Source organism: Flintibacter porci, assembly GCF_041925195.1.
GTDB lineage: Bacteria > Bacillota > Clostridia > Oscillospirales > Oscillospiraceae > Lawsonibacter > Lawsonibacter porci.
On the sequence record NZ_JBHEVB010000005.1, the window covers coordinates 173,322 to 200,317 of the forward strand.

22 protein-coding genes and 1 riboswitch are annotated in these 26,996 nt (G+C 59.5%); of the genes, 5 read left to right on the forward strand and 17 right to left on the reverse strand.

Annotated features, from left to right (window positions below; genetic code table 11):
• The first annotated feature begins 32 nt into the window (after positions 1-32).
• Both ACEVJL_RS07135 and ACEVJL_RS07140 read left to right on the forward strand, forming a co-directional pair.
• Positions 33-1,259: an aspartate kinase gene (locus ACEVJL_RS07135; RefSeq protein WP_235398029.1), complete on the forward strand. Its 1,227-nt coding sequence runs from the start codon at positions 33-35 to the stop codon at positions 1,257-1,259.
• 285 nt (positions 1,260-1,544) lie between these two features.
• Positions 1,545-2,315: a hypothetical protein gene (locus ACEVJL_RS07140; protein WP_235398031.1), complete on the forward strand. Its 771-nt coding sequence runs from the start codon at positions 1,545-1,547 to the stop codon at positions 2,313-2,315.
• A gap of 48 nt (positions 2,316-2,363) precedes the next feature.
• Here the strand turns inward: ACEVJL_RS07140 and ACEVJL_RS07145 are convergent, their stop codons facing one another.
• The 8 genes from ACEVJL_RS07145 to ACEVJL_RS07180 form a co-directional block, all read right to left on the reverse strand.
• Complete coding sequence (locus ACEVJL_RS07145; RefSeq protein WP_374737323.1) at positions 2,364-3,707, reverse strand: MATE family efflux transporter; 1,344 nt, start codon at positions 3,705-3,707, stop codon at positions 2,364-2,366.
• A gap of 243 nt (positions 3,708-3,950) precedes the next feature.
• Positions 3,951-5,288 carry a 2-hydroxyglutaryl-CoA dehydratase gene (locus ACEVJL_RS07150; protein WP_328246049.1) on the reverse strand — a complete coding sequence of 446 codons (1,338 nt, stop codon included), beginning with the start codon at positions 5,286-5,288 and terminating at the stop codon, positions 3,951-3,953.
• Positions 5,289-5,339: 51 nt separating this feature from the next.
• A complete protein-coding gene (locus tag ACEVJL_RS07155; RefSeq protein ID WP_374737324.1) occupies positions 5,340-8,273 on the reverse strand; it encodes an acyl-CoA dehydratase activase in 2,934 nt (977 codons plus the stop codon).
• 268 nt (positions 8,274-8,541) lie between these two features.
• Complete coding sequence (locus tag ACEVJL_RS07160; protein WP_374737325.1) at positions 8,542-10,803, reverse strand: M56 family metallopeptidase; 2,262 nt, start codon at positions 10,801-10,803, stop codon at positions 8,542-8,544.
• Entirely contained in the window at positions 10,800-11,171 is a 372-nt protein-coding gene (locus tag ACEVJL_RS07165; protein ID WP_374737326.1) for a BlaI/MecI/CopY family transcriptional regulator, read from the reverse strand. The genes ACEVJL_RS07160 and ACEVJL_RS07165 overlap by 4 nt, the downstream gene beginning before the upstream one ends.
• Before the next feature lie 120 nt (positions 11,172-11,291).
• Positions 11,292-12,311 (reverse strand): alpha-hydroxy-acid oxidizing protein, encoded by a 1,020-nt coding sequence (locus ACEVJL_RS07170; protein ID WP_374737327.1) that lies wholly within the window; start codon positions 12,309-12,311, stop codon positions 11,292-11,294.
• A 54-nt stretch (positions 12,312-12,365) separates the two neighbouring features.
• Positions 12,366-13,301, reverse strand: a complete 936-nt coding sequence (locus ACEVJL_RS07175; protein WP_374737328.1) for an alpha/beta hydrolase — start codon at positions 13,299-13,301, stop codon at positions 12,366-12,368.
• Positions 13,302-13,376: 75 nt separating this feature from the next.
• Positions 13,377-13,991 carry a hypothetical protein gene (locus ACEVJL_RS07180; RefSeq protein ID WP_374737329.1) on the reverse strand — a complete coding sequence of 205 codons (615 nt, stop codon included), beginning with the start codon at positions 13,989-13,991 and terminating at the stop codon, positions 13,377-13,379.
• Positions 13,992-14,124: 133 nt separating this feature from the next.
• Here ACEVJL_RS07180 and ACEVJL_RS07185 point away from each other — a divergent pair, with 133 nt between their 5' ends.
• Positions 14,125-14,541 (forward strand): PaaI family thioesterase, encoded by a 417-nt coding sequence (locus tag ACEVJL_RS07185; RefSeq protein WP_235395414.1) that lies wholly within the window; start codon positions 14,125-14,127, stop codon positions 14,539-14,541.
• Positions 14,542-14,617: 76 nt separating this feature from the next.
• Positions 14,618-14,785, forward strand: a riboswitch (Lysine riboswitch).
• 160 nt (positions 14,786-14,945) lie between these two features.
• Positions 14,946-16,700, forward strand: coding sequence for a Na+/H+ antiporter NhaC family protein (locus ACEVJL_RS07190; RefSeq protein ID WP_374737330.1), 1,755 nt, complete (start codon positions 14,946-14,948; stop codon positions 16,698-16,700).
• Between the two features lie 57 nt (positions 16,701-16,757).
• Here ACEVJL_RS07190 and ACEVJL_RS07195 read toward each other — a convergent pair whose 3' ends face one another.
• The 4 genes from ACEVJL_RS07195 to ACEVJL_RS07210 form a co-directional block, all read right to left on the reverse strand.
• A complete protein-coding gene (locus tag ACEVJL_RS07195; protein WP_008981556.1) occupies positions 16,758-16,940 on the reverse strand; it encodes a hypothetical protein in 183 nt (60 codons plus the stop codon).
• A gap of 84 nt (positions 16,941-17,024) precedes the next feature.
• Positions 17,025-17,672, reverse strand: coding sequence for an ABC-2 transporter permease (locus ACEVJL_RS07200; RefSeq protein WP_325207485.1), 648 nt, complete (start codon positions 17,670-17,672; stop codon positions 17,025-17,027).
• Entirely contained in the window at positions 17,669-18,529 is an 861-nt protein-coding gene (locus tag ACEVJL_RS07205; RefSeq protein WP_374737331.1) for an ABC transporter ATP-binding protein, read from the reverse strand. The genes ACEVJL_RS07200 and ACEVJL_RS07205 overlap by 4 nt, the downstream gene beginning before the upstream one ends.
• Before the next feature lie 2 nt (positions 18,530-18,531).
• Positions 18,532-18,906, reverse strand: a complete 375-nt coding sequence (locus tag ACEVJL_RS07210) for a GntR family transcriptional regulator (RefSeq protein WP_110442154.1) — start codon at positions 18,904-18,906, stop codon at positions 18,532-18,534.
• Positions 18,907-19,175: 269 nt separating this feature from the next.
• On the opposite strand from ACEVJL_RS07210, the gene ACEVJL_RS07215 reads away from it, so the two are divergent.
• Positions 19,176-20,561, forward strand: coding sequence for an MATE family efflux transporter (locus ACEVJL_RS07215; protein ID WP_374737332.1), 1,386 nt, complete (start codon positions 19,176-19,178; stop codon positions 20,559-20,561).
• On the opposite strand, the gene ACEVJL_RS07220 is transcribed toward ACEVJL_RS07215, so the two are convergent.
• The 5 genes from ACEVJL_RS07220 to ACEVJL_RS07240 form a co-directional block, all read right to left on the reverse strand.
• Positions 20,552-20,803, reverse strand: coding sequence for a TIGR03905 family TSCPD domain-containing protein (locus tag ACEVJL_RS07220; RefSeq protein WP_110442062.1), 252 nt, complete (start codon positions 20,801-20,803; stop codon positions 20,552-20,554). The two genes, ACEVJL_RS07215 and ACEVJL_RS07220, sit on opposite strands and share 10 nt — an antisense overlap.
• A gap of 236 nt (positions 20,804-21,039) precedes the next feature.
• Entirely contained in the window at positions 21,040-21,804 is a 765-nt protein-coding gene (spo0A, locus tag ACEVJL_RS07225) for a sporulation transcription factor Spo0A (protein ID WP_374737333.1), read from the reverse strand.
• 244 nt (positions 21,805-22,048) lie between these two features.
• Positions 22,049-23,155 (reverse strand): SpoIVB peptidase, encoded by a 1,107-nt coding sequence (gene spoIVB, locus ACEVJL_RS07230; RefSeq protein WP_325207483.1) that lies wholly within the window; start codon positions 23,153-23,155, stop codon positions 22,049-22,051.
• Between the two features lie 225 nt (positions 23,156-23,380).
• Positions 23,381-25,498: a polyphosphate kinase 1 gene (ppk1, locus tag ACEVJL_RS07235; protein WP_374737334.1), complete on the reverse strand. Its 2,118-nt coding sequence runs from the start codon at positions 25,496-25,498 to the stop codon at positions 23,381-23,383.
• A gap of 178 nt (positions 25,499-25,676) precedes the next feature.
• On the reverse strand, positions 25,677-26,990 hold the full coding sequence (locus tag ACEVJL_RS07240) for an alpha-amylase family glycosyl hydrolase (RefSeq protein ID WP_374737335.1): 1,314 nt from the start codon (positions 26,988-26,990) through the stop codon (positions 25,677-25,679).
• Between the last annotated feature and the right edge of the window lie 6 nt (positions 26,991-26,996).

Here is a 26,996-nt window from a genome sequence, read left to right on the forward strand (position 1 = left end):
GTGATTTCATCAACCTTGGAGGGATAGAATATATGGCACTGATTGTACAAAAATTTGGCGGCAGTTCCGTCGCCAACGCGGACCGGGTGCGCAATGTCGCCCGGATCATCACCGAGAACTACCGCAAGGGCCACAGCGTAGTGGTGGTGCTCTCTGCCCAGGGCGACACCACCGACGATCTCATCGAGAAGGCCCAGGAGATCAACCGTCACCCGTCCAAGCGGGAGATGGATATGCTCCTGTCCTCCGGCGAGCAGATCTCCATCGCTCTGTGCGCCATGGCCATCGAGGCCATGGGCTACCAGGTCATCTCTCTCACCGGCTGGCAGGCCGGTGTGAACACCGACTCGGCTTACAGCAGCGCCCGGATCAAGCGCATCCAGACCGAGCGCATCCAGAATGAGCTGGACAAGAAGAAGATCGTTCTGGTGGCTGGATTCCAGGGCATCAACAAGTACGGCGACATCACCACTCTGGGCCGCGGCGGCTCTGATACCTCCGCTGTGGCGCTGGCCGCCGCTCTCCATGCTGACCTGTGCCAGATCTACACCGACGTGGACGGCGTGTACACCGCCGATCCCCGCCTGGTCAAGGGCGCCAAGAAGCTGGAGGAGATCACCTTTGATGAGATGCTGGAGCTGGCCAGCCTGGGCGCCCAGGTGCTTCACAACCGCTCTGTGGAGATGGCCAAGCGCTATAACGTCAATCTGGAGGTTCTCTCCAGTCTCACGGGAAATCCCGGTACAAAAGTCAAGGAGGTTGTCAAAACCATGGAAAAGACTCACGTCAGCGGCGTTGCGAAGGATAAGAATGTGGCCCGCCTGGCCCTCATCGGCCTGGCTGACGAGCCCGGCATCGCCTTTAAGATCTTCTCTCTGCTGGCTAAGAAGAACATCAACGTAGACATCATTCTCCAGTCCATCGGCCGGGATGAGAGCAAGGACATCAGCTTCACCGTGGCTCGCGGCGACAGCGAGGAGGCCCAGAAGATCCTGGAGGAGAACAAGGATTACATCGGCTTTAAGGCTATGGAGGTCAACAACCAGGTGGCTAAGGTGTCCATCGTGGGCGCCGGCATGGTGAACAACGCCGGTGTGGCCTGCAAGATGTTTGAGGCCCTCTCCTCCGCCGGAGTCAACATTAGCATGATCTCCACCAGCGAGATCAAGGTCTCCGTCCTGGTGGATGAGCGGGAGGCTGACCGGGCTGTTCAGGCCATCCACGACCGCTTCTTTAACGAGTTCGGAAGCGCCAACTGATCAAAAAACAGGTCTATATTGAATTTTCGGGATGGGAAACTGTGGAAGTGCATAGTTTCCCATCCTGTTTTCAAGAAAAATGGGGCGGATTCTTTAAAAAATCGATTTTTTTGCCGAAAGTGCGGAATCCAAGCGTTTTTTCCTTTTTTTGTGTTGCAAAAAAAAAGGACTTCTGGTAAAATAATAAATCGACTGGATAACTAACGTGCATTATGGAAAGCAAGGCAACTTGCTTTCTTTGGATTAAGGGCACTTTGCCCTGTTAGGCAAGGAGAATCAAAACACATGGATAGAAATGAGAGAGAGGCCCGCCGCCACCAGGAGGACCGAGCTCTGAATAAGGCTCTGATCTGGGTGGGCGTGGCCATCGTTCTGGAATTTTTGCTGGTACTGGTAAATCGTTACTACATTAACTACAATACGAGTACTGAGTCCATCAATCGGGTTTTGGCGATTCAGGCCGCACTGGTCGGTCTGCGGTGGGTCAGCCTGGCTGCTTTGGTTGTCTGTGTGGTTTGGATGCTGGTTCAGCTGTCCAAGAACGGAAATGCGGTGCTGCCCGGTGTGCTGGCCATTGCGGCCGGCGGGCTGCTGCTGTGCAGCCATGTGATCCTGAACTTCCGGGACGCCGGTCTGCGGATGATGTTCTGGATGGTTCCTGCCTGGGCTGCTCTGGCTCTGGTGTATTATCTCTATCAGCGTGAATTCTTCTTCTCCGCTGTGATCAGCGGTCTGGGCCTGCTGGGCCTGTGGTTTGTGCGCCACGCCAGCCCTCTGGGCCTGTACACCATCCTGGTGGTGGTCGTGCTGGTGCTGCTGACTCTGGGTCTGTTTTTGCTCAAGAAGAAGGACGGCCTGTTCCAGCTGGGCAAGGGCAAAGCCCGTCTGCTCCCCGCTGAGGCCAACTACTCCCTGATTTTCCTCAGCTTTGTGGTCAGCCTGGTGGTGATCGCCCTGGCCGCCTTTGTGGGCGGTTCTATGGCTTACTACCTGCTGTATGCCATGGTGGCCTGGCTGTTTGCTCTGCTGGTGTATTACACCGTCAAGATGATTTAAAATGAAAAAAGCTGTCCCCCAACGGGGACAGCTTTTTTGCGCCCTTTTTCACCCTTCCAGGACGCGGATGCGGGGGACCACAGTCCTGCGGTAGAGGGGGATGGCGATGGCCACGGTGAGCAGCTCAGCGAGAAGGAAGCACAGCCACACCAGCTCCGGCTTCACACGGATCAGAAGCAGGGCGATGGGGAGCAGGAAAATGATCTGACGCAGCAGGGAGACCAGCAGCGAGCAGCTGCTGCGGTCCAGGGACTGGAAAGCGGCGGAGAGAACAATGCTCACGGAGGCCACGGCGAAAGCTAGCGCGGTCATCCGCAGGGCGGGCACGCCCATCTGAACGGCCTCCTCCGGCGCCTGGAAGCACCAGCGCAGCAGAGGGGAAGCGGCCAGCGAAAGGATTGCCGTACCGGCCAGACCGGTGCACACCCCCAGCTGAAGTCCGAAGCGAATGGACTGGGAAATGCGCGGAGCGTCTTTCGCACCGTAGTTGTAGCTGATGATGGGGATGAGGCCGCTGTTCACGCCGAAGATGGGCATGAACACAAAGGACTGAATCTTGAAGTAGACCCCCAGGACGAATACCCCGGTCTCCGACCACAGGTTCATGATCTGGTTGAGCCCCAGCGTCATAAAACTGGAGAGAGACTGCATGACGATGGCTGGAGCGGCAATGCGCAGGATCTCACCGGTAAGCGGGGGAGAGAAGTGGAAGCGGCGGGGAGAGATGGGAAAGCTGCGGCGAAGACGCCACAGAAGAAAAAAGCCGATGCAGGCGCCGGAAATCTGTCCGATCACGGTGGCCACCGCGGCGCCTACCACACCCATATCAAAGATAAAGATGAAGATGGGGTCCAGCACGATGTTCAGCAGCGCGCCCGAGCCCTGAACGATCATAAATCCAGCGGGGTGGCCGGTGGACTGGAGAATACGTTCACAGAGAAACTGCATGCAAAGGCCGATGGACAGTCCGCAGCAGATGGTGAGATAGGCAATGCCCGACTGAACCACCACCGGATTGTCCGAGCAGCTTTGGAAGAAGGGAGTACAGCCTACCAGGGCAAAGATAAGAGCCAGCAGCCAGACCGCGCCGTAGAGCAAAAAGCCGTGGCAGGCCGCATTTACTGCATCCTCCAGGCGGCCTTCTCCCAGGCGCTTGGCCAGAATGGCGTTAAAGCCTACCCCCAGGCCGGCGCAGAAGGCTACGATCATCAGCTGCACCGGATAGGCGTAGGACAGAGTCAGAAAGTCCAGATCGCTGACCTGAGCCACATAGATGCTGTCCACCAGGTTGTAGATGGCACCCATGAGCATGGAGAGCATGATGGGCGAGGACATGGTAAGCACCAGCTTCCGCACCGGCATGGTGCCCAGGATGTTGTTGTGTTGTTCCATGAGATATCGTTCCTTTCTTTTGAATAAAAAAACACGAGCTCCCCCCTGGGAGCCCGTGTTACCAACTGAAATATCCATCCGTGGGGATCGACGGGCCCGTGGGCACGGATGGCGCTGTCTTGTGCCTCAGTATATCAGAATACCCCTGGACCGTCAAGGGCGTGAGAGGGCTTCTTAGGGCCGAAGAGAGGCAAAAAAACGGCAGACCGCTTGCGGTCTGCCGTTTTGAAGCTGAAATACAAATCAAGCGTGGGCGCCGGCGTGGGTAAGGGTGCGGCTACCCTCCTGGGCGGAGGCACGGGGCGCGGCGCTCTCCTGGTGGGAGAGGCCCTTGGCGTTGGCCAGCATAAGTTTGATGCGGTTTTCCTGGTTGATCTTGGTTGCGCCGGGATCATAGTCGATGGCCACGATGTTGCTGGTGGGGTAGTCGTCCTTCAGCTTGCGGATCATGCCCTTGCCCACGATGTGGTTGGGCAGGCAGCCGAAGGGCTGGGTGCAGACGATGTTGTTGGTGCCGGAGTGGATGAGCTCCAGCATCTCGGCGGTGAGCAGCCAGCCCTCGCCCATCTTGTTGCCGTCGCCCAGGTAGCCGTGGACCAGCTTGTGCAGATCCTGGAAGGTGCCGGGGGCGCGGAAGCGGTGGGAGTTCTCCAGAGCCTGGATCATATCCTTCTGGCAGCCCTCAATGTAGGACATAAAGGCCTTGCAGGCCGCCTTCTTGATCCACTTGCCGCCGTACAGATCCACGTCGGACACCCGGTTGTAGATCTTGAAGATGATGAAGTCGGTGAGGCCAGGCACCACAGGCTCCACGCCCTCGCTGAGCAGGAACTTCTCCAGATTGTTGTTGCCCAGAGGGGCAAACTTCACGTAGATCTCGCCCACGATGCCTACCCGGATCTTGGGCTCGCCCTGCACGGGGATGGAGGCAAAGTCGTCGCAGATTTCCGCGAAGATCTTGCGCATCTGGGCGCGGCTCATGCCCTTACCCTGCTCAAAGCCGTTGACTAGTTGGTGGGACCAGGCCTCGATCATGGCGTCGGTCTCGCCGGCATTGACCTCGTAGGGGCGCACCTGGTTGGCCACGTTGACGATGATGTCACCGTACATCATGGCGTACACTGCCTTGCGGATAAAGGGGAGGGTCAGGTTGAAGCCGGGGTTCTTCTCCAGGCCGGACAGGTTGACGGAGACCACGGGGATGTAGGCCATGTCGGCCTTCTCCAGGGCCTTGCGCAGCAGGTGGATGTAGTTGCTGGCCCGGCAGCCGCCGCCGGTCTGGGTGATGAGCAGGCCCACCTTGTGGGGGTCGTAGCCACCGTGCTTCACCGCGTCGATGAGCTGGCCGATGACCAGCAGGGCGGGGTAGCAGGTGTCGTTGTGGACGTACTTGAGGCCCTCATCCACGATCCCGCGGTGGTTGGTGGTGAGCATATCCACCTTGTAGCCCTGATTCTGCAGGAGCTTTTGCATCATGCCAAAGTGGACGGGGAGCATCTGGGGCATCAGAAGGGTGTACTCCTCCTTCATCTCCTTCGTAAAGAGCAGACGGCCGGTTTCATCATACACAAGCTTAGCCATAGAGATGTTTCCTTTCTACATGAAAACGTATTTTACGTTGAAACAGTGGGGTTACTGGGCCTTGCGGGCCTCGATGGCGGCCATCAGGGACCGGATACGGATCTTGACCGCGCCCAGGTTGCTGATATCGTCGATCTTCAGCTGGGTGTAGAGCTTGCCGCCCTGTTCCAGAATGGAGCGCATCTCGTCGCCGGTGATGGCGTCGATGCCGCAGCCAAAGGAGACCAACTGAATAAGCTCCATGTCCTCCTGCGTACACACATACCGGGCCGCGTTGTACATACGGGCGTGGTAGGTCCACTGGTTGAGCACATGGCGGGGAGCCTTATCCTCCAGGTAGGCCACCGCATCCTCAGTGATAAGGATGAAGCCGAAGGAGGTAATCAGGTCATTGATGCCGTGGTTGATCTCTGGGTCCATGTGGTAGGGCCGTCCGGCCACCACCAGGATGGGCCGGTTCTCAGCACGGGCCTGCTCGATGTAGGCGCGGCCGGTGGCGCGGAGATCTTCCTTGTAGGCGTCGTAGGCGGCATAGGCAGCCTTGGCGGCGGCTACGGTCTCACGCTTGGGCACCTGGAACTCGTTGAAGAACCACTCACTGGCCTTGCGCTCAAAGTCCTTGGGACGGTGCAGGCCGAAGTAGGGATTCAAGTAGCGTACCTTTTTCAGGTTGGGCACGTTGGCGGCCAGCAGCTCGGGGTAGTAGGCCACCACGGGACAGTTGTAGTTGTTGTCGCTGACGCCCTCGTTGAAGTTGTAGGGCATGCAGGGATAGAAGATGGCGTCCACACCTGCCTCCACCAGGGCCTCCACGTGACCGTGGAGGAGCTTGGCGGGATAGCACACGGTGTCGGAGGGGATGGTGCGCTGGCCCTTCAAATAGAGCTTGCGGGAGGACTCAGGGGAGAGGACCACCTCAAAGTTCAGGCGGGTGAACAGCTCAAACCAGAAGGGCAGGTTCTCGTACATGTTCAGGCCGAAGGGGATGCCGATCTTGCCCCGGGAGCCGTTGCCCTGACCCTTGCCGTGGAGGGCACGGAGCTTTCCGTATTTGTAACGCATCAGGTCGGGCAGGTGGCTGGGCTCCTCGCCCAGGGGACGAGAGCAGCGGTTGCCCGAGACAAAGCGCCGCCCACCGTCAAAGGTGTTGATGGTGAGGGAGCAGTGGTTGGTGCACAGACCGCAGGTGGCAGGCTTGGCCACGTGGGTAAACTTTTCCAGAGCCTTGGCATTGAGAATACCGCTCTTTTCCAGATGCAGGTCCCGGGCGGCCAGAGCGGCGCCGAAGGCGCCCATGATACCCGAGATGGTGGGGCGGGTCACATCCCGGCCCAGCTCCTGCTCAAAAGCCCGGAGCACCGCGTCGTTGTGGAAGGTGCCGCCCTGGACCACGATGTGCTTGCCCAGGTCATCGGCACTGGCAGCCCGGATGACCTTGTAAATGGCGTTCTTGACGATGGAGATGGACAGGCCTGCAGAGATGTCCTCCACGCTGGCGCCGTCCTTCTGGGCCTGCTTGACACTGGAGTTCATAAATACGGTGCAGCGGGAGCCCAGATTGACCGGGTGCTGGGCAAACAGGCCCAGCTTGGCAAAGTCGGCGATGGAGTAGCCCAGGGCCTTGGCGAAGGTCTCAATAAAGGAACCGCAGCCGGAGGAGCAGGCCTCGTTGAGCATGATGGAGTCCACCGCGCCGTTGCGGATCTTAAAGCACTTCATGTCCTGGCCGCCGATGTCGATGATAAAGTCCACATCGGGGTTGAAGTGGGCGGCGGCTTTGTAGTGGGCCACCGTCTCCACCAGGCCAAGGTCGCAGTTGAAGGCGTTTTTGATGAGGTCCTCGCCGTAGCCGGTGACGGCCGCGCCCTTGATCTCAATGCGGTCGCCGCACAGCTGGTAGATCTGCTTCAGCTGGGGAAGAACGACCGAGACGGGGTTGCCCTGGTTGGACTGATAATAGGTGTACAGCAGGCCGCCGTCCTCGGTGATGAGGGCCAGCTTGGTGGTGGTAGAGCCTGCGTCAATGCCCAGCCAGGCAGGACCTTCATAGGTCTTGATGTCCACCTCGGGGGGGCGCTTGGCGTTGTGCCGGGCGCAGAAGGCACCGTACTCGGTCACGTCCTGGAACAGGGGGGGCATGGTGTCCACCAGGGTGGTGGTGTCCACGCTCTCCTCCAGCTTTTTCAGGGCGTCCTCAAAGAGAATGGGCTCATAGTCGGTAGCGCACAGGGCCGCGCCCATGGCAGCAAAGCAGTCGCCGTCTTCGGGGAAGATGGCGTGCTCCTCGTCCAGCTTCAGAGTCTCCACAAAGCGCTGCCGCAGGCCCATGAGGAAGTGGAGAGGGCCACCCAGGAAGACGATCTTGCCCTTCAGCTCCCGGCCCTGGGTCAGGCCGGCCACCGTCTGATCCACTACCGCCTGGAAGATGGAGGCGGCAACGTCCTCTTTCCGGCCGCCCTGGTTCAGGATGGGCTGGATGTCGCTCTTGGCGAACACGCCGCAGCGGGAGGCGATGGGGTAGATCTTCTCGTGCTTCAAAGACAGCTCATCCAGCTCGTTGACGGAGACGTTCATCAGGGTAGCCATCTGGTCGATGAAGGCGCCGGTGCCGCCGGCACAGGAGCCGTTCATTCGTTCCTCCAGCGCTCCGCCGAAGAAGATGATCTTGGCATCCTCGCCGCCCAGCTCGATGACAGCGTCGGTGTCGGGGATGTATGTATTCACCGCAGCGGCGGTGGCGTAGACCTCCTGGACAAAGTCGATGCCCGAGGCGTTGGCCACGCCCAGTCCGGCCGAGCCGGTGATGACCAGCTTTACCTGCTTGCCCTGGAGCATCTCCTGGATGGAGTGTAAGGTCTCGCAGGCACGCTCACGGGTCTTGGAGTAGTGCCGCTCATAGGAGCGGAACAGCAGCTTATTTTGTTCATCCAGCACCACCACTTTAACCGTGGTGGAGCCGATGTCGATTCCGATGCGCAGACTCATATGAAAAAAGCTCCTGACATGCATTCTAAATTCTAAATTGAACCGATTTCGATCGTTACTTATGATACTTCCCCAAGGGGGAAAAAACAACGATTTTAACGCTTTCTTAACGCGCGGAAAGGGAGGAAATACGCCGTTTTAACGGTCGAAAATTGTGCATTTCTGCCTTGGAAGAACAATTTTTAATGAAATAAAGTAAAAAAGTAAATTGGCGGAATGCACAAAAAACCCCCGGCGGCACGATGCCGCCGGGGGTCCTTACAGGCCGTTAGCCTTTCAAGCCCAGCAGGAGGGCTGCGTATTCACCCAGGGAGAGCTGGGATTGGGTGTGGGACGCATAACTCTCCGGGTCCAGGGGGAAGTCGTTGGTTGTGGTAACATATTGGGCAACTTTTCCATTTTGTTCCACGGTGATCAGGTGGTGATAGGTGCTGTCCGGGTGGTAGAGCATTTGCCCGTCAACCCAGGCGTCGCCTGTCCAGGAGATATTGGACAGATCATCTAGTGCAAAGCCGAAATCGTAGCCATAGATGTTCACCGTGCTCCCGTCGGTCTGATTATCAAAGGTTGCGAGACGTTGGAGGGCAGTGAGCTGAGCAGGCGAATCGACCGTAGGATTATCCGAGGAGCTCTGCAAGGTTACTTTTTCCTCCGACAGCACTTGATCCATGGTCTGGAGGACAGCAGGAGTGGTGACCGTGATAGCGTTTTCCGGCGGTGTCCACCACTGGCGGATCAGGTCATAGAGTTTTGGGGCCTGGAAATAAATCGTATCCTGGTCGATGCGCACGGCCACAATGGAAGGTACGGTTCCAGCACTGAGCTCCCAAAAATTCTCCTCGTCGACCTGGAGATAGACCTCCCAGAGGGAGTAGAGGTGGGGCTCCGGAGTGGGAATCAGATTGTTTGCCTCCTCCTTGAGGGTTGTTAAGATGGAATTGGCTAAGTCGGAGTCTTTTTGGTAGGGACCGCCGTAGACAGACTGGATTTGGTCCGGCTCCAGGTTCTGAAGGCGCTGTGCCTGGTCGACCATATGCGCGGTGACAGGAGTGGAGGAGGACGCATCCTCCGAGGAGACTGCGGCATTGCGCTCGCTCTGCTGCTGAGCCAGAGCGGCCAGAGCGGACTCTACTACGCCAGCGTCCTGGGAGAACACGGCCACCGGGGTGTATTTCTCTGCGTTCAGCTGGGCGGGGGTAACCAGGTAGTCGCGTCCATCCAAGTTGCAAAGGTAATAACGGGACATGCTGTTATCCGGGTTCACCAGAGCAATGGTAGAGGCAGAAAAAAGCGGCTCTGTCCAGTCGGCATCCAGTGTGGAAGGATCAGGGGCTTTGGCCTGACTCAGCAGTGTTTTTGCTTCCTGCAAAAGATCTGCATCGGCAATCGCATCCGGGTAAGCTGCGCTGGAGTAAAGAGGGGGAGAATACCGGATAGATTGAGCATTTTCGACCTGATCCCAATAGGAGGTATCGCCGTCTTGGCTGACATCCTCCGGCTGGTTTTGACTGCCTCCAAAGGTAAATACCGCCGCCAGGGCCAGCAGGACCACTGCCGCAGCGAGGGCCGTCTTTTTGGCCTTCGGGTGCTTGACCAGCTGGGCGATGCGCTCCTGGATGCTCCCCTTTCCCTCTACCATGGAGGTGGAGCAGGACAGCAGATCCTCTGGACGCAGGCTCCGCTGGGCCACCAGGGAGACCAGAGTACGGCCGTAAGGGATGCGTTCTTCATCCCCCAGGGCCTTGACTGCCCCGGCGTCGCAGGAGAGTTCCCCATCCTGCTTGGACAGTGCCACCGCCAGCCACACCAGGGGGTTATACCAGTGCAGTGCCAGAGCCAAACACCGCAGGGCAGACCAGATGTGGTCCTTTTGGCAGTAGTGGGTCAGCTCGTGGGCCAGAACATGGGCGCGGGTGGGAGAGTCTAACGTCAGCTGGGGTGTGAGATAGATGCAGGGGCGGAAGAGCCCAAACAGGCAGGGGGAGGGCAGCGATTCCACGGTATACACCGGCAGTGGGCAGTCATCCAGGTCCAGAGAAGTTCTCCTGCGGCGCAGCTTTGCATAAAAGCGCAGGTTGGAGCCCAGCAATACCAGGGCGAGGATGACCGCGCCTGCACCCCACACCCCCAGCAGAAGCTGGGCGGGGGAGAGCCATACCAGGGAAAACACCGCCCGCTGTCCGTCGGCGGAGGGCTTTACCGTCCCGGTACTGTTGGCGGTGTGGACCTGTCCCTGGTCGTTAAGATACAGATTGGGGGCCTGGCCCGCCTCCACTTCCTCCATGGAGTAGGAGGAGGGCAGAATGGGGATGGTGGTCTGGGTGAGGGAGGTGGGCTCCGGAGTCAGGTCCGCCGCTGTGGGCAGGTTGGGCATGGGAATCTGGAAGGGTACCAGCAGCCGCAGCAACACTACCCCCCACAGGGCGTACTTCACCCGGGGAGAGATGCGCCCGCCCAGCAGGCGACGCAGAGCCAGCACCGCCAAAATGAGTACCGACGAGGTCACAAACCATTGCAGCAGGGTGTTCATTGCTTTTCCGCCTCCTTCAAAATGGCATATAGGGCATCGATTTCCTCTTGACTGAGGGCTTTCTCACTGGCCATGGCGGATACCATCAGCCCCACGCTGCCCTGGTATACCCGGTCCAGAAAGGAGCGGGTCTCCCGGCGCACCGCCTTATCCCGCTCCAGGGCGGGGGTGTAGTACTTGGTGCGGCCATGTATCTCCACCGTCACCAGACCCTTGTCCTCCATGCGCCGCAGGGTGGTGATGGTGGTGCTCTTGGCCCAGCCTACCTTTTGGTGCAGGGCGGTGACAAGCTCCATCACAGTGCTGGGACTGTGCTGCCACAGGCAGTCCATCACATACCACTCGCTGTGGGTGAGAGTCTGTTCCATTCCGTCGCCTCCTATACTGGTTTACTTTGTAGACCTATTATATCCCAGCTGGTCTACAATGTCAACCAAAGGGGCAAAAAACCGGCGCGGGGAATCCCGCGCCGGTAAAAGGAGGGGCGATCAGCCCCGGAAGATCATATCGCCGGAGATCTCACTCAGGCTATGGACTCCGCACATGGCCATGGTGTCCTGGAGCTCGCCCTTGAGCTTGTCGGTGAGCACCTTCACGCCCTCAGCCTGGCCGCCGTAGACGGCGGTGACATAGGGCCGGGCCAGGATACAGGCGTCAGCGCCCAGGGCCAGAGCCTTGCACACATCCACGCCGGTACGGATGCCGCCGTCCACCAGCACCACCATCTGGCCCTTCACGGCCTGGGCGATGGCGGGCAGCACGCTGGCGGTGGCAGGGACGCCGTCCTGAACGCGGCCGCCGTGGTTGGAGACCACGATGCCGGCGGCTCCCGCCTCCAGCGCCTTCTGAGCACCCTTGACGGTCATAATGCCCTTGATGAGGAAGGGCACTTTTACGTACTCAATGATTTCCCGCAGCTCGGCCACCGTCTTGGAGCCGGCGGGGGGATTGAGGCCCTTCAGGAAGGGCAGGCCCGCCGCGTCGATGTCCATGGCGAATACCTTGGCGCCGGAGGCCTTGGCGGCGTCCAGCTTGGCATACAGGGTGTCCCGGTCCCAGGGCTTCACGGTGGGGATGCCCTTGCCGCCGTTGGCGCCGATAGCGGCGGCGGCCGCGGTAAAGACCTCAGGGTTGGTGCCGTCGCCGGTGAAGGCGGCGATGCCGGCCTGGGCGCAGGCGGGAACCAGGATGTTGTTATACTCCAGGTCGTTGTACTTGTCCCCGTAATGGAGGTTTACCGCGCCCACCGGGCCGGCAAAGACGGGCAGGTCATACTCCTGACCGAAAAAGTTGAATTTGGTGTCCACCGGGCCGTTTTCACAGATGGTGTCCATGTTGAGGCAGATCTCCTGCCAGGCCTGGTAGTTGCGCACCGCCACGGTGCCGGTTCCCTTGGAGCCGGGGCCGGGCATAGTGCTGCCGCAGGCCTTGCCGTTGCACACCGGGCAGGCCTTGCAATAGGGGCCGCTGCAGGTGCGGGCGGCGGCCAGAACTTCCTGATAGGTCACGAAAACCCCTCCTTTGTTTCTTCCCTCCGATTGTAAACCGGAGGGCGGGCTCCGTCAAGCGTTTCCGCGGTGTTCCTCCAGCCAGGAGAGCAGGTCGTCCAGCACCTCCGGGGCATTGAGCTCATGGAACATTTCGTGGCGGCCGCCGGGATAGAGGCGGAGCGTCACGTCCCGGCACCCGGCCTGGCGGAACATCTCCACTACTTTTTTTACCCCCTTGCCCATGCCGCCCACCGGGTCCTGGTCGCCGGAGAAGAAGTAAACCGGGGTGCTGGGGTCCATACGGGCCAGGTTCTCCTTTTTTGCGATATACTGAAGGCCGCCCATCATGGCCTCAAACATGGACACGGTGGACTGATACTGGCAGTAGGGATCGGCCAGGTAGGCATCCACCTGGGCCTCATCCCGGGAGATCCAGTCAGCCCCGGTGCGGTTGGGGGCGAATTTCCGGTTGTAGGCCCCCAAAGATAGCTTGTCCACCAGGGGGCTGATCCCCCGGTGACCTAGGCGGCGGCGCTCCATCCCGGCCAGCCACTTGCCCAGGGCAACCAGGGGAGCGCTCTCCTGTCCGGTGCCGGACAGGATGACCCCGGTGAGGGTGCCGGGGTAGTTGATGAGGTAGGTGCGGGTAAGGAAGGAACCCATGGAGTGGCCCAGAAGGAAGTAGGGCTGATCCGGGTACTTCTCCCCTTGGAGCTTGCGCAGGGCGGCCACGTCACGGGTCACCATGGACCAGCCGTCCTTCTCCCCGAAAAAGCCCTCCTCGCCCGGACCGGCAGTCTTGCCGTGGCCCAGGTGGTCCTCGCCGCACACCAGATAGCCGTGCTCTGCCAGAAAAGCGGCAGCCCCCTCATAGCGGCCTATATGCTCCGCAACTCCGTGGACGATTTGCACCACGCCACGGAGCGGGCCCTGGGGGACCCACTCCTGGGCGTGGATGGTGTGGACGCCGTCGCTGGACGGATAGGTAAACTCCCGCAGCTGTGCCATGTTGCTACCCTCTTTCCGGCCCGAGGGCCTGTTTTCCTTAGTTTACCCCAGGGAAAGAAGGGTAGTCAAGGTGCGTCACAACTGCTCCAACAGTGCGCGGATGCGCCCTGCACGCAGTCGGGCGGCGTGCTCCAGCTCCCGGAACAGCTCCCGCAGGCAGGGGTCGCCCGAAGTGCCTGCGGCGTAGTCGGACAACTTGGCGGCCCTCTGCTGCTCCAGCAAAAAGAGACTGCGCAGCTGCCAGGGAGCGGCTCCGGACAGGGGAACGGCCTGAGAGGCGGGGGTGTAGCGCTCCCCGGTGATGAGAAAATAGGCCGCGCACAGCCGCCGGTGGTCCTGACCCAGGCTGGGTAGGAGACTGCTGAGCAGTCGGGCGGTGCGCCCGCCGCAGCGCCGGGCGGTGCTCTGATAGGCCCGGGAGAGGGCACAGGTGTCCTCCATCAGCTGTTCCAGACAGGGGGCGTAGCTCTCGGAATCCGGGCACAGACAGGCAGGCGGGGAGGTCTGGGGGGGACAGGGCGAGACTGGGGGTGTGGGGGTCTCCGGCGTGCCGGGAGAGTCAGGGGAGAAGGCGGGGACGGTGGGCTGGATGGGGCTCAGATCCTGGTCCGGCATGACTCTGCGCCACACCCTCTGGAAGGTGTCCTGGTCAAAGGGCTCCAGCGTGAGCCCGGGTGTTTTCTGCTTCATGGTTCTGCCTCCAAACATGTGGGATTTCTCCCCATCCTATGCCGTGGAAGGGAAAAGGGAAACGCAGCCTTGCCGGGCGGGCCGGTTTGTGCTAATATGGTGTCAATTTGAGCAAATTTCAGGAGGAAGTTCCATGGAACCCTTAGAAAAAATTCAACCTATCTCCAGCGTGGTCAATCAGCCCCATCAGTTCTCCTATGAGAACGGGATCTACGTCACCAAAGTGGAGCCCGGCCGGGCAGAGGGCGTGCTGGAGGTTGGACCGGACAGCATCAACCCCCATGGCATGGTTCACGGCGGAGCGCTGGCCACCCTGGCGGACACGGTGGGAGGCAGCTGTGCCTGTGCCACCGGACGGCGCTGTGTCACCGCCGGCAGCAGCATGGAGTTTCTCCGTCCGGCCAGCGGCAAGCGCATCACCTGCATCGCCACCCCGAAAAAGGAGGGACGCACCCTGTCGGTCATCCAGGTGGAGCTGTACAACGATCAGGGCAAACTGGTGGTCACCGGCACATTTACCTTTTTCATGATGGAGAAAGTGCCCAAATAAACGGGAATTCTGGGGGAAAAACGGGAATCAGCCTTGACATTCCCCCTGGAGCATGGTAGGATACACCCAATCAAATAAAAGGGATAGAGGCGCGGTTCTCATGCGTACTCCGGGACAAGGCCAGGCAGCCGTTCCGGAGGAGAGGGTGAACCGCCGAAGGTCCCCACCGCCTGCCTGGGCGGCGGACCTGGGCCGCGGGATAAGATCCTGCGGACTGTCACTTTTGTGGAGCGCTATCCAGAGGTCCTCTTGCCGCGGTTTTCTGCGGAAAGGGGACATCCGGTTTTGCCATGGGCGCGCTTCGCGTTCATGGTTTTTTGTTGCGCAAGCGCACCGGGAGAGATGTCGTGTGTGTTGGTCGTCCCGGTGGAACTAATTTTTGGAGGGAAATGAGAACTATGAGAATGAACCGACGCTGGTTGGGCCGGATCGTGCTGGCACTGATCCTGGTTCTGACCCTGATGAGCGTGGCCTTTGCCGCCGGAGAGGGCGGAAGCCGCCCCACCGTGGAGTGCTCTGCCTGCCAGGGCTACGGCATCTGCATGGAGTGCTACGGCACCGACCCCGCCTGCGCTGTCTGTGAAGGGACCAACGTGTGCGCCACCTGCGGCGGCGAAGGTGTGGTCCCCGCGGCCAGCAACTTCTACGCTACCGCTTTTGCCCTGCTGCCCCCTGTCATCGCCATTGCCCTGGCTCTGATCACCAAGGAGGTTTACTCCTCTCTGTTTATCGGTATCCTGGTGGGCGGCCTGCTTTACTCCAACTTCTCCTTCGAGGGCACCGTCCTTCACGTCTTTGAGGACGGCATCGCTTCCGTGCTGTCCGACAGCTACAACGTGGGCATCCTGATCTTCCTGGTCATCCTGGGTTCCATGGTGTGCCTGATGAACAAGGCGGGCGGCTCCGCCGCCTTCGGACGCTGGGCCTCCGAGAACATCAAGAGCCGTGTGGGCGCGCAGCTGGCCGCCATTCTGCTGGGTGTGCTCATCTTCATCGATGACTACTTCAACTGCCTCACCGTGGGTTCCGTGATGCGTCCCATCACCGACAAGCACAACGTCTCCCGCGTGAAGCTGGCCTACCTCATCGACGCCACCGCTGCCCCCGTGTGTATCATCGCCCCCATCAGCTCCTGGGCCGCCGCAGTCTCCGGCTTCGTGGAGGACGGCCAGGGCCTGGCTCTGTTCATCAAGGCCATCCCCTATAACTTCTACGCTCTGCTGACCATCGTGATGATGATCTCCATGGTGGTTATGAAGGTGGAGTTTGGCCCCATGCTCAAGTATGAGCGCAACGCGATCAAGACCGGCGACCTGTTCTCCGGCTCCAACCCCTATGCTGGCCTCATCGAGGAGGACGCCGACGACAGCAAGGGCAAGGTCATTGACCTGGTGCTGCCCATCATTGTGCTGGTGGTCTGCTGCGTGATCGGTATGATCTACTCCGGCGGCTTCTTCTCCGGCACCACCTTTGTGGACGCCTTCTCCAACTCTGATGCCTCGGTTGGCCTGATGCTGGGCTCCGCCTTCGGCCTCATTTTCACCCTGATTTTCTACTCCATCCGCCGCTCTATGTCCTTCCGTGACATGATGGGCTGCATCCCCGAGGGCTTCAAGGCCATGGTGCCCGCCATCATGATCCTGACCTTTGCCTGGTCTCTGAAGGCCATGACCGACTCCCTGGGTGCCACCGCCTTCGTGGAGTATGTGGTCAATGAGTATGCCAAGGGCTTTGCTCTGTTCCTGCCCGCCATCGTGTTCGTCATCGGCTGCCTGCTGGCCTTTGCCACCGGCACCAGCTGGGGCACCTTCGGCATCCTGATCCCCATCACCCTGGCCATCTTCCCCCTGAACGACCCCATGGGTGTGGTCTGTGTGTCCGCCTGCATGGCCGGTGCTGTGTGCGGCGACCACTGCTCCCCCATCTCCGACACCACCATTATGGCCTCTGCCGGTGCGCAGTGTGACCACGTCAACCACGTGGCGACTCAGCTGCCCTATGCCACCGCCTGTGCCGCGATCTCCTGCTTCAGCTATGTGCTGGCCGGTCTGCTGATCCACTTCGGCGCTCCCGGTCTGCTGGCTCTGCCTGTGGGCGTTGTGCTGGTGCTGGGCTTCCTGTTCTTCATGCGTACCCACGGCGACGGTGTGGAGGACTAAGAAATATTCCATAGAATAAGGAAAGGCCCCATCCGAAAGGATGGGGCCTTTTGTTGGTTAATCGGGGATTTTCTCGGCGGCAGGGCCGCAGGGCTGGTGCTTCTTTTCCTCCTCCAGCTTCTTCTCACGCTCGGCCAGGCCCTGAAGCACCTGGATGGCGTAGTCGATAGCGGGGATGGCGCTGGCGGTGCAGTACTGCCGGACTTGCTTGAGTTCCTTGATGGCCTGATGAGCGGTCATAGAACACACTTCCTCTCCCAAATATCTCTACTCACATTGTAGCACGAAGGGGGAGCGGGGTGCAAGGGAAAACCAGCGGGCCCCTTAAAACTCTTTGTGTTCCAGGATGCGGCAGGAGATGAGATAGGACACACCCATCCCCAGCAGAGGCAGGAAGGGAAGCAGAAGAACAAATGCGATGGCGGAGGCTTCGGGGATCTGTTCCAGGAAGGAGAGCCCATCCAGCAGCCCAAGTTTAGAGGCTCCGACCAGAAGAATGATGGGCAGGAAGATGACCAGGTAGAAGTAGGGCCGGGCGCGCTCTGGTCCCAGCTTATAGGTCAGGGGAAGTAAGATGTCGCAATAGAGAAGGCCCAGGCCCAGAGAGACCATGACCGTCATGCAGTTTTCCACCAGCTTGGAGTCATGAAAAGCCAGGGACAAGATCAGGCAGGTCACCAGGCCGAACAGGGCGGCAAACAGGGTGAGGATCAGAGCGAAGAGGTAGCGGGCACCCGCCACAGCCCGGCGGCTCAGAGGCAGAGAGAAGGCGTACCGGTCCCACTTGGACAGCTCATCATAGGAGAAGGCACTCAGGGGCAGCATCATAATGATGATCTGTACCATGGCGGTGATGAATGAGATCGGAAAAATCCCTAAGGCCGCCATGACAAAATAAAACAGCAGAAACAGAATGTAAGTTTTGATGGATTTCCGCATGACCAGAAAATCCTTGACGATGAGGCCGGTCATACTGACTCCCCCTTTCCAATGAAGAGCATGATATCCTCCAGGGAGATGGGCTCCACCATCAGCTGGGTGTATTTTTTACGGAAGGCGGCCCGGTCACTCACCAGAGCCTCGCAGCCGTAGGAGCCCTTCCGCACCCGAACCAGGTCCTTGGAATCAACGGTCAGCAGGTCGGCGGCGGTACAGCCCAGGCGGCCGTAGCTGTCCTGAATCACGTCTTTGGCCTCCGAGAGGACCACCTTCCCCTGGTGGAGATAGGTGATGTAGTCGGCAACCTTCTCCAGGTCGCTGGTGATGTGGCTGGAGATGAGAATGGAGTGCTCCTCGTCCTGGATAAAGTTGAGAAACTCGTCCAGGATCTCATCCCGCACCACCGGGTCCAGTCCGGCAGTGGCCTCGTCCAGAATCAGCAGCTTGGGGTGGTGGGCCAGTGCGGCGGCCAGGGACAACTTCATCTTCATGCCCCGGGAGAACTCCTTGACATATTTGCCCTCGGGCAGCTGAAACTTGTTCAGGCAGGAGGCAAAGAGCGCTTTATCCCAATTCTCATAGACCCGGGAGAGAATGGTGTGGATGTCTGTGGGGCGCAGGGTGTCGTGGAAGTAGCACTCGTCCAGCACCACGCCCACCTCTGACTTGGCCTGCTGCTCCTGGGCGATGTTGTCATAGCCCATAAGAGTGATGGTGCCTGCGTCCCGGCGGATCAGATTCAGGATGCACTTGATGGTGGTGGTCTTGCCAGCGCCGTTTTCTCCGATGAGGCCCATGATGGACCCGCCGGGGAGCTTCAGATCGATGTGGTCCAGGGCAAAGTCGCCGTAGGATTTGCAAAGGCCGGATATTTCAATACTATTTGTCATAATCATTCACCTTGATACAATATGTTGAGCGTTTCCGTAAGCTCTTCCAGGGTGAAGCCGCCCTTTCGGGCCTCGTCCACAGCCAGGGAGAGAAATTCCTCCACCCGGCGCAGCTGGGCTTCCCGCAGCAGTTCCCGGTTTTGGGGGGCCACAAAACAGCCTTTTCCGGGAATGTTCTGTAAGAACCCCTCCCGTTCCAGCTCCTCATAGGCCCGCTTGGTGGTGATGACCGAGATGTGCAGCTCCTTGGCCAGCAGACGCATGGAGGGCAGAGCGTCCCCTTCCGCCAGCGTGCCGGACAGGATCTGACTTTTCACTTGGTCCGAGATTTGTTCGTAGATGGGTTTTCCACTGGAGTTGCTGAGAATGATATCCATTTGGCGCACCATATAAACCGCCCGCCCCTGTCCGCCCTGCGCATGGGTCGGACGGAGTTTGCGGCCTTCCTTCCGTTATAGTGTATATATACTATATGCACAGTATATATGCCATATACACGGCTGTCAAGGGGGGAAGGCAAAAAAATTCCGCCCTGGTCCGGAAGAATGGACGGGCGGCTTTACAGTCTATGGACAGTGTGCTATAATATCCGCTACTCAGCCGGAAAACCGGCAAAATGTGTGAGAAATGGGAGAGAAAATAGAGCATGAGAGTGGAAAATGATCTGAGAAACGATCCGATCCGCCCGCTGGTGCTGCGTATTGCCATTCCCAGCATGCTGGCCCAGTTTGTCAGCGTGCTGTACAGCGTGGTGGACCGAATTTACATCGGAAATATCCCGGAGGTGGGCAGTCTGGCCCTGGCGGGCGCAGGGGTGTGCGGACCCATTGTGACTATGCTGGGGTCGGTAGCCTTCTGGGTGGGTGTAGGAGGCTCGCCCTTGGTGAGCATCCGCCTGGGCGAAGGACGGCGGGAGCAGGCCAAACAGATCGTGGGCAACGCCTTTTTGCTGCTGATCGTCATGTCCCTGGCGCTGATGGGGGTGGCTTACGCCACCCGCCGGCCTGCACTGATGCTGTTCGGCGCCAGCCCTGAGACTCTGCCCTATGCCATGGAGTACTACTCCTGGTATCTGACGGGTACCGTCTTTGCACTGCTGTCCACGGGTATGAACCAGTTTGTCATCTGCCAGGGCTTTGCCCAAAAGGGAATGCAGTCGGTGATTTTGGGCGCGGTGATGAACATCGTGCTGGACCCGCTGTTTATCTTCGGGCTGAAGATGGGAGTCAAGGGGGCGGCGATCGCCACCGTGCTCAGCCAGCTGTGCAGCTGTCTGTTTGTGCTCCACTTCCTGTTTGGACCGGCACCCCAGGTGGGGATCTCCTTTGGCGGTTACCGTCCATGGCTGATGGGCCGCATTTTGCTTACCGGTTTGACGCCCTTCCTGATCATTGCGGTGGATAACCTGATGATCATTGTCCTCAATGCCCTGCTCCAGCGCTACGGCGGAGAGAGCCAGGGCGATCTGCTGGTGGCGGCGGCCACCATTTCCCAGAGCTTCATGCTGGTGGTCACCATGCCTCTGGGCGGCATGACAGGAGGGACTGCCTCCATTCTGGGCTACAACCTGGGAGCGGGACAGCCCAAGCGTATCCTGGAGGCCCAGAAGTACATCCTGATCATCGCGGTGGCGTACACCGGGGTGCTATGCCTGGTGGGGCAGCTGTTTGCCGCCCCCTTTACCCGCATCTTCACCCCCGATGTACAGGTGTCCGCCCTGGCAGTCACCGCCATCCGCATCACCTCCCTGGGCATTGTGCCCCTGGGTGTGCAGTATGTGATCGTGGACGGGCTGACCGGGATGGGCATGATGCGCTACTCCCTGCCCCTGTCTGCCTTCCGTAAGCTGGTGTATTTTGTGGCCATCTTTATCCTTCCTGCCGCCTTTGGGGCTATGGCGATCTTCTTTGCCGAGCCCATCTCCGACCTGATCCCGCCGGTGGTGACGGTGCTGTTTTACTGGCGGAAGATCCCCTGGCTCAAGCGGCAGGCGCTGCTCCACGGACAGCCGGAAAAGACCACTCAGGCCTGAGGCAGTGCGGTACGCAGGGCCTTGGCGATCTGGTCGGGACAGGAGGTGGGTTTGCCGCCGCATCGGATGCCCTCCATGCGGGCGATGGCGTCTTCCACCTTCATGCCCTCAATCAGACGGGAGATGCCCTGAAGATTGCCGTCACACCCGCCGATGATCTGTACGGACTGAATGATGCCGTCCTCCACCTTGATGGAGAAGAAACGGGAACAAACCCCGCGGGGGGTATACTCAATAGTCATACATATCGCTCCTTTTGTATCAATGGGAATGGAAAAAGCGGCCCGGCTGACTGGGCCGCTTTTCGTCTTATTATAGCAAATGGAGACAGAAAAATCCAGAAGGGCAAAAAAAGACGGACCATAGAGATACAGCTCAAAGGTCCGTCTGGAGGGGATACTATCATGATTCTGCTCATTTCTACTACATAGGATACGGGGGTTGGGATATACTTATGGGTAAGCGCCGTCGTTTTCGATCAGCCTTCCCGGCGCTGAAGCTGAAGGCGGTCGGCAATCATGGCAATGAATTCCGAATTGGTGGGTTTGCCTTTTACGTTTGAAACAGTGTAGCCGAAGTATTTTTGCAGGGTTTCCAGGTCGCCCCGGTCCCAGGCCACTTCGATGGCATGGCGTATGGCACGCTCCACCCGGGAGGCAGTGGTGCCAAAGCGCTTGGCCACTTCCGGATAGAGGACCTTGGTCACCGCGTTAATGACGTCCATATCCTCTACTGCCAGAATGATGGCCTCCCGGAGATACTGGTAGCCCTTGATGTGGGCGGGTACGCCCACCTCGTGGATAATGGAGGTGACCATGGCCTCCAAGGAGCGGGCTGACTCCTGTGAATTACTAGGGACCGTGGCAAAAGCCGCTAGCTGGCGGATGCGCTGACATACGGCGTTGGGCCGGCAGGGCTTGGACATATAGTGATCGGCCCCCAGAGAGGCGGCGAGGTCAGCCATTCCGCCCCGGGCATAGCTGGACAGAATCAGGATTTTGGGGCGGTAGTCCAGCTCCATCTGAGACAGCCGTTCCAGCACCTCAATACCGTCGATGCCCCCCAGGACGATCTCCATCACCACTACGTCAGGGCGCAGTGTCTTCAGCTGGTCCAGCAGGACCAGTCCGTCCCCGGTCTCTCCCACCACCTGCAGGTCCGGTTCGGCCTGGAGCATCTCGATAAATTGATGCCGGTACTCCTCGTTGGCGTCCGCTACCAACAGTGATACGGTTGCTTCCATGAATGTAAACTCCCTTCTTTGCAAGGCTGGCATTCTGACCGTTACACACACTGAAACGGTCAAATAAAATGTACCATAATCAGACAGTATGCGCAAGATATTTTTACCAAAAAATGGTAAACAAAAGTTCGACATCTTTCGACAAAGTTCGACGTTTGCAGGAAAAACCGGCACAAAGAGAACCAAAATACCGCCCCGGATCGGGTCGTTTCCCATCCGGGGCGGCTGTACTTTTTCAAATCTGTCAGGCGGCTTTTGCGCTGCTTTGGGCGGTTTTTACCATGTTTTCTGCCAAAATTCCGTAACCCCGGGAGGGCTCGTTGATGAGGACGTGGGTGACCGCGCCCACAAGCCGCCCGTCCTGGAGAATGGGACTTCCAGACATTCCCTGGACAATTCCTCCGGTCGTTTCCAGCAGGCGGGGATCGGTGACCTGGATCATGAGGTTGCGGGTGTCTCCGCTGCTCTCCGGATAGAGGGTCAGAATCTCGATCTCATACTCCTCCACCTGGTCGCCGGCAATATTGGAGAGAATGGTAGCTTTGCCGGTGTGCACCTGGTCCCGGGAGGCGATCTCCACGCCCTGGCCGTTTTGCACCAGCGCCTTGTCATCCAGGGTGCCGAAGATACCCTGCTGGGTGTTGGCGTACAGGTTGCCCAGGTCATGCTGGAGATCAAACACGCCGTGCAGCTCTCCCGGCTCACCGCTTAACCCCTTCTTGACGTCAGACACCGTGGCCTTCATGATGCTCCCGGTTTCCAGGGGCATGAGGATGGCCGTGTCCACATCGCTGATCCCGTGGCCCAGAGCGGCAAACACGCCGGACTGAGGATCATAGAAGGTAAGGGTGCCGATGCCCGCCATGGAGTCCCGCAGCCACACGCCTAGCTGATAGGTGCCGTCCTGGTTTTGGGCCGGTTGGACGCTGAGCTGGAGAGACTGATCCTCCCGCTGGACCTGGAGGGTGAGAGGCTGCCCCTGCTGCTGGGCCAGCAGGGCCTGGACGCCCTCGATGGTGCTGACTTGCTGGCCGTTGATGTGGGTGATCACATCCCCTGCTCGCAGACCGCCGGTTCGTCCGGGGGACACAGTGCCGCCGGAGGACTCCACATCGGACAAGCCGGTAACCACCACACCGTCAGAAAAGAGCTTGATACCCACCGCCCGGCCCAGGGGAATGACCGTGTCGCCGATCTCCACCGAGCCGGCGCAGGCGGCGGCGTCCCAGGCTGGGGCGGCCAGAGCCCGGTCCCCCGACAGAGTCAGTACCAGCAGCAGACAGACTGCCGCCGTCCACACACCGCCGCCCAGACGCCGGTGTCCGGGCGTTTGTTTTGATTTTTCCTGCAAAATTTCACCCCCATGTCAATTTTGCGCGGCATCTTTGCCGCCTTAGACAGTATGGACGGTTTTTTCCCGGCGCAAACAGGACGGAGATTCCAAGGCTGCCAAGGCAGATTTTTCAAATGCAAAGCCGGCGGGGAATTGTGGATTTTTCCGGGGAAGTCTTTGCCTTTTCGGGAAAAAATACAAAAAAAGCCTGCCGTGTCAGACACGGCAGGCAAAGGAAAGACTTCAGCGTTTGAACAGACGGCTCAGCAGACCCTTCTTGCGTTTGGCAGGATGGGCGGCGGGCTCCTGGTAGGTGGTTCCCATACCCTCCTCCAGGAACACATCCTGGCTGGAGCAGGGGGCGGCGCCGGTCTTGCGGGGACTCCACTGTCCGTCGGGACCAAGCTGGCGGGCCTTGACGTTGTCGGATACCAGCACGTCGCAGATATGGAAGATGGAGCGGCGCACCTGGGGGTCCAGCACGGGGCAGGCCACCTCCACCCGGCGCTCCGTGTTCCGGGTCATAAAGTCGGCAGAGGAGATGAACAGATCGGCGTTGTCTCCCCGGCCAAACCGGTAGATGCGGGTGTGTTCCAGATAGCGGCCCACAATGGAGAAGATGGTGATGTGGTCGGTGAGACCGGGAATTCCGGGACGGATGCAGCAGATGCCCCGCACGTTCATGACTACCTCCACTCCGGCCTGAGAAGCCTCAGCCAGCTTGTCGATGAGCTTGCGGTCGGTGATGGAATTGAGTTTCAGGAAGATGTAGCCCTCGGAACCTTTTTTGATCTCCCGGTCCATGAGCTCCAGCACCTTGTCCCGCAGCTGGAAGGGGGAGACCAGCAGCTGCTTGTAGTCACCGCTCAGGTTGGCGATGGCCATGTTCCGGAAGAGCACAGCTGCGTCCTCGCCCAGCTCGGGCCGGGCAGTCATCAGGCACAGGTCGGTGTACTGCTTGGCAGTCTTTTCGTTGTAGTTGCCGGTACCCACCTGGGTGATGTACTGGATCTTTCCGCGCTCCCGGCGGGTAATGAGACAGATCTTGGAGTGGACCTTGAACCCCTCGGTGCCGTAGAGGATGGTGCAGCCCGCCTCCTCCATGCGCTCGGCCCACTGGATGTTGTTCTGCTCGTCAAAGCGGGCGCGCAGCTCCATGAGCACGGTGACCTCCTTGCCGTTTTCGGCGGCGGCGCACAGGTACTCGGCCAGCTTGGCCTTGGAGGCCAGGCGGTAGATGGTGATTTTGATGGAGAGCACGTTGGGGTCGGAGGACGCCTCACGCACCAGATGGAGGAAGGGGTCCATGGACTCGAAGGGGTAGAACAGCAGCGCGTCGTGGCGCAGGATCTGGGGCAGAATTTTTTCATCCTGGCGCAGACAGGCGGGGAAGCGGGGGGGGTAGGGAGGATAGCACAGGGCGGATTTGCTCTCCGGGGGCAGCAGACCCTCCAAAGAGAAGACGTAGTTCATGCGCAGGGGGCATTTGGAGAAAAAGACCTGCTCCCGGCTGAGCTTGAGCTTGCTGCACAAAAATTCAATGGCCTTCTCGTCCCGGGTGCTGCTCTGGATCTCCAGACGCACCGGAGCCAGACGGTTGCGCTTTTTCACGATCTTGCGCATGTGCTGACGGTAGTCCTCGTCCACGTCATAGGCCTCGTCCTCAGGGCTGATGTCGGCGTTGCGGGTGACGGAGCAGACCGCCTTGCCCTGGACGCTGAAGGTGGGGAAGAGTTTTTTGGCGTACTCCAGCAGTACGTCCTCGGTGAGGATGTACCGCACACCACGCTCCCGCAGGACAAAATAGGGGGGCAGGCTCTGGGGGATGGGAATGAGACCCAGGGCCTCCTGGCCGTCGCTCTGCAGCCGCAGCACGATGTTGAGCACCTTATTGGACAGGTGGGGGAAGGGGTGGCGGGAGTCCACCACCTGGGGAGAGAGAATGGGCTGCAGCTCGTCCCGGAACCAGTTTTCCACCTGCTTGCGCTCCTTGGTGTCCATCTCGTCCATGGTCATGCGGCAGATGTTGCAGGTGCGCAGCCGCTTTTCCAGCTGGTCCACCACTTTGTCCCGCATCTTGTACAGGGGGGTGACCGCCTGGTAGATGGCGGAGAGCTGCTGGTCGGGAGTCTGACCGGTACGGGCGTCAAAGTGGGGCTCCTTCACCAGGGTCAGGTCGCACAGAGAGCCTACCCGGATCATAAAGAACTCGTCCAGGTTGCTGGTAAAGATGGCGGCAAATTTCAGCCGCTCCATAAGAGGCACGCTCTCGTCCTTGGCCTCCTCCAGTACACGTTCGTTAAACCGCAGCCAGGACAGCTCACGGTCCTGGGTATAGCGGGTATCCACGATTTTCGGCATACAGTGATCCCTCTTTCTTTCGATCCACACACGTGCCATTCCCAGTGGAGGGCACGGTATCCATACTCCATTTCAGTATACCACAGCCAGGTTAAAAAGTTGAGGGAGATTTTGTTAAATGGAAGAAAAAACCGCGGACGCCGGAGGGTGTCCGGCATCCGCGGAAAACAGATAAAACTCAGCACTCACACTTCCAGAAGGCCACCGAGTAGGGGGGCAGCTCGCTGCCGCCTCCGAAGTCGTGGTCCTTGCCGGTGATGAGATCCACCGCCCGGCCGCAGTTTGCGTTGAAGTGGGACACATAGGGCTGGGAGTCGGCGTTGATGGCCACCAGTACCCGTTCTTTGTCGGTCCTGCGCTGGAAGATGGTCTGGCGGTTGGTGAGCACCACGTCCTGGAAGTCGCCGTGGCACAGGGCGTCGCTCTCCCGGTGGGCCTTGGCCATGGCGGCGATGAGGTCGGTGAGCTCGTTCCACTCCGGCGACTCAAAGCAGGGGCGCAGTTCATCGTCGTTGCCGGGCCGTTTCTCCCCTTTGGCGCCCCACTCGCTGCCGTAGTACAGGCAGGGGATACCGGGCATACCGAACATCAGTCCGTAAATGAGGGGCAGATGGCGGGGCTCCTGCAGGATGCTGGCCACCCGGGTCACGTCGTGGTTATCGCAGAAGCACAGCAGGTGCTTGCCCTTGTAGAGGGTCCAGTTCTCCGGCCCAAACTGCCGCTTCAGGCTGTGGACGATCTCAAAGAGGTTCATGGAGTTAAGACTGGAGTAGAGGCCCTTGTAGCACTCATAGTTGGTGCAGCTGTGGAGCATCTGGTCGTTGACCCACTGGTTGTAGTCCACATGAAGGGTCTCACCCACCAGGAAAAATTCCGGTTTCAGGCTGTTGGTAAACTGGCGCAGACGGCGCAGGAAGTCGTGGTCCAGGCAGTAGGCCACGTCCAGGCGCAGGCCGTCGATGTCGTACTCTTCCACCCAGGAGCGCACGCAGTCCAGCAGATAGTCCACCACGGCGGGGTTGCGGAGATTGAGCTTCACCAGCTCGAAGTGGCCCTCCCAGCCCTCATACCAGAAACCGTCGTTGTAGTTGGAGTTGCCGTCAAAGTGGATGTGGAACCAGTCCTTGTAGGGAGAATCCCACTTCTTCTCCTGCACGTCCTTAAAGGCCCAGAAGCCGCGGCCCACGTGGTTGAACACGCCGTCCAGCACCACCCGGATGCCATGGGCGTGAAGGGTCTCACACACCTTGGCGAAGTCCTCATTCGTGCCCAGACGGCAGTCGATTTTCCGGTAGTCCCGGGTATCGTAGCCGTGGCGGTCACTTTCAAAAATGGGGGAGAGGTATACCGCATCCGCCCCCAGACGCTGGATATGGTCCGCCCAATCGGCGATTTTGCCGATGCGGTTGACGGTGACGCCGTCATTTTCCTTTGGGGCTCCGCAGAAGCCCAGGGGGTAGATCTGGTAAAACACACTATTTTCCGCCCACATAAACAT

Coding starts and splice junctions, on each gene's coding strand:
- ACEVJL_RS07135 (WP_235398029.1), top strand. CDS start 33: ATGGCACTGATTGTACAAAAATTTGGCGGCAGTTCCGTCGCCAACGCG.
- ACEVJL_RS07140 (WP_235398031.1), top strand. CDS start 1,545: ATGGATAGAAATGAGAGAGAGGCCCGCCGCCACCAGGAGGACCGAGCT.
- ACEVJL_RS07145 (WP_374737323.1), bottom strand. CDS start 3,707: ATGGAACAACACAACAACATCCTGGGCACCATGCCGGTGCGGAAGCTG.
- ACEVJL_RS07150 (WP_328246049.1), bottom strand. CDS start 5,288: ATGGCTAAGCTTGTGTATGATGAAACCGGCCGTCTGCTCTTTACGAAG.
- ACEVJL_RS07155 (WP_374737324.1), bottom strand. CDS start 8,273: ATGAGTCTGCGCATCGGAATCGACATCGGCTCCACCACGGTTAAAGTG.
- ACEVJL_RS07160 (WP_374737325.1), bottom strand. CDS start 10,803: ATGAACACCCTGCTGCAATGGTTTGTGACCTCGTCGGTACTCATTTTG.
- ACEVJL_RS07165 (WP_374737326.1), bottom strand. CDS start 11,171: ATGGAACAGACTCTCACCCACAGCGAGTGGTATGTGATGGACTGCCTG.
- ACEVJL_RS07175 (WP_374737328.1), bottom strand. CDS start 13,301: ATGGCACAGCTGCGGGAGTTTACCTATCCGTCCAGCGACGGCGTCCAC.
- ACEVJL_RS07180 (WP_374737329.1), bottom strand. CDS start 13,991: ATGAAGCAGAAAACACCCGGGCTCACGCTGGAGCCCTTTGACCAGGAC.
- ACEVJL_RS07185 (WP_235395414.1), top strand. CDS start 14,125: ATGGAACCCTTAGAAAAAATTCAACCTATCTCCAGCGTGGTCAATCAG.
- ACEVJL_RS07190 (WP_374737330.1), top strand. CDS start 14,946: ATGAACCGACGCTGGTTGGGCCGGATCGTGCTGGCACTGATCCTGGTT.
- ACEVJL_RS07195 (WP_008981556.1), bottom strand. CDS start 16,940: ATGACCGCTCATCAGGCCATCAAGGAACTCAAGCAAGTCCGGCAGTAC.
- ACEVJL_RS07200 (WP_325207485.1), bottom strand. CDS start 17,672: ATGACCGGCCTCATCGTCAAGGATTTTCTGGTCATGCGGAAATCCATC.
- ACEVJL_RS07205 (WP_374737331.1), bottom strand. CDS start 18,529: ATGACAAATAGTATTGAAATATCCGGCCTTTGCAAATCCTACGGCGAC.
- ACEVJL_RS07210 (WP_110442154.1), bottom strand. CDS start 18,906: ATGGATATCATTCTCAGCAACTCCAGTGGAAAACCCATCTACGAACAA.
- ACEVJL_RS07215 (WP_374737332.1), top strand. CDS start 19,176: ATGAGAGTGGAAAATGATCTGAGAAACGATCCGATCCGCCCGCTGGTG.
- ACEVJL_RS07220 (WP_110442062.1), bottom strand. CDS start 20,803: ATGACTATTGAGTATACCCCCCGCGGGGTTTGTTCCCGTTTCTTCTCC.
- spo0A (WP_374737333.1), bottom strand. CDS start 21,804: ATGGAAGCAACCGTATCACTGTTGGTAGCGGACGCCAACGAGGAGTAC.
- ppk1 (WP_374737334.1), bottom strand. CDS start 25,498: ATGCCGAAAATCGTGGATACCCGCTATACCCAGGACCGTGAGCTGTCC.
- ACEVJL_RS07240 (WP_374737335.1), bottom strand. CDS start 26,990: ATGTGGGCGGAAAATAGTGTGTTTTACCAGATCTACCCCCTGGGCTTC.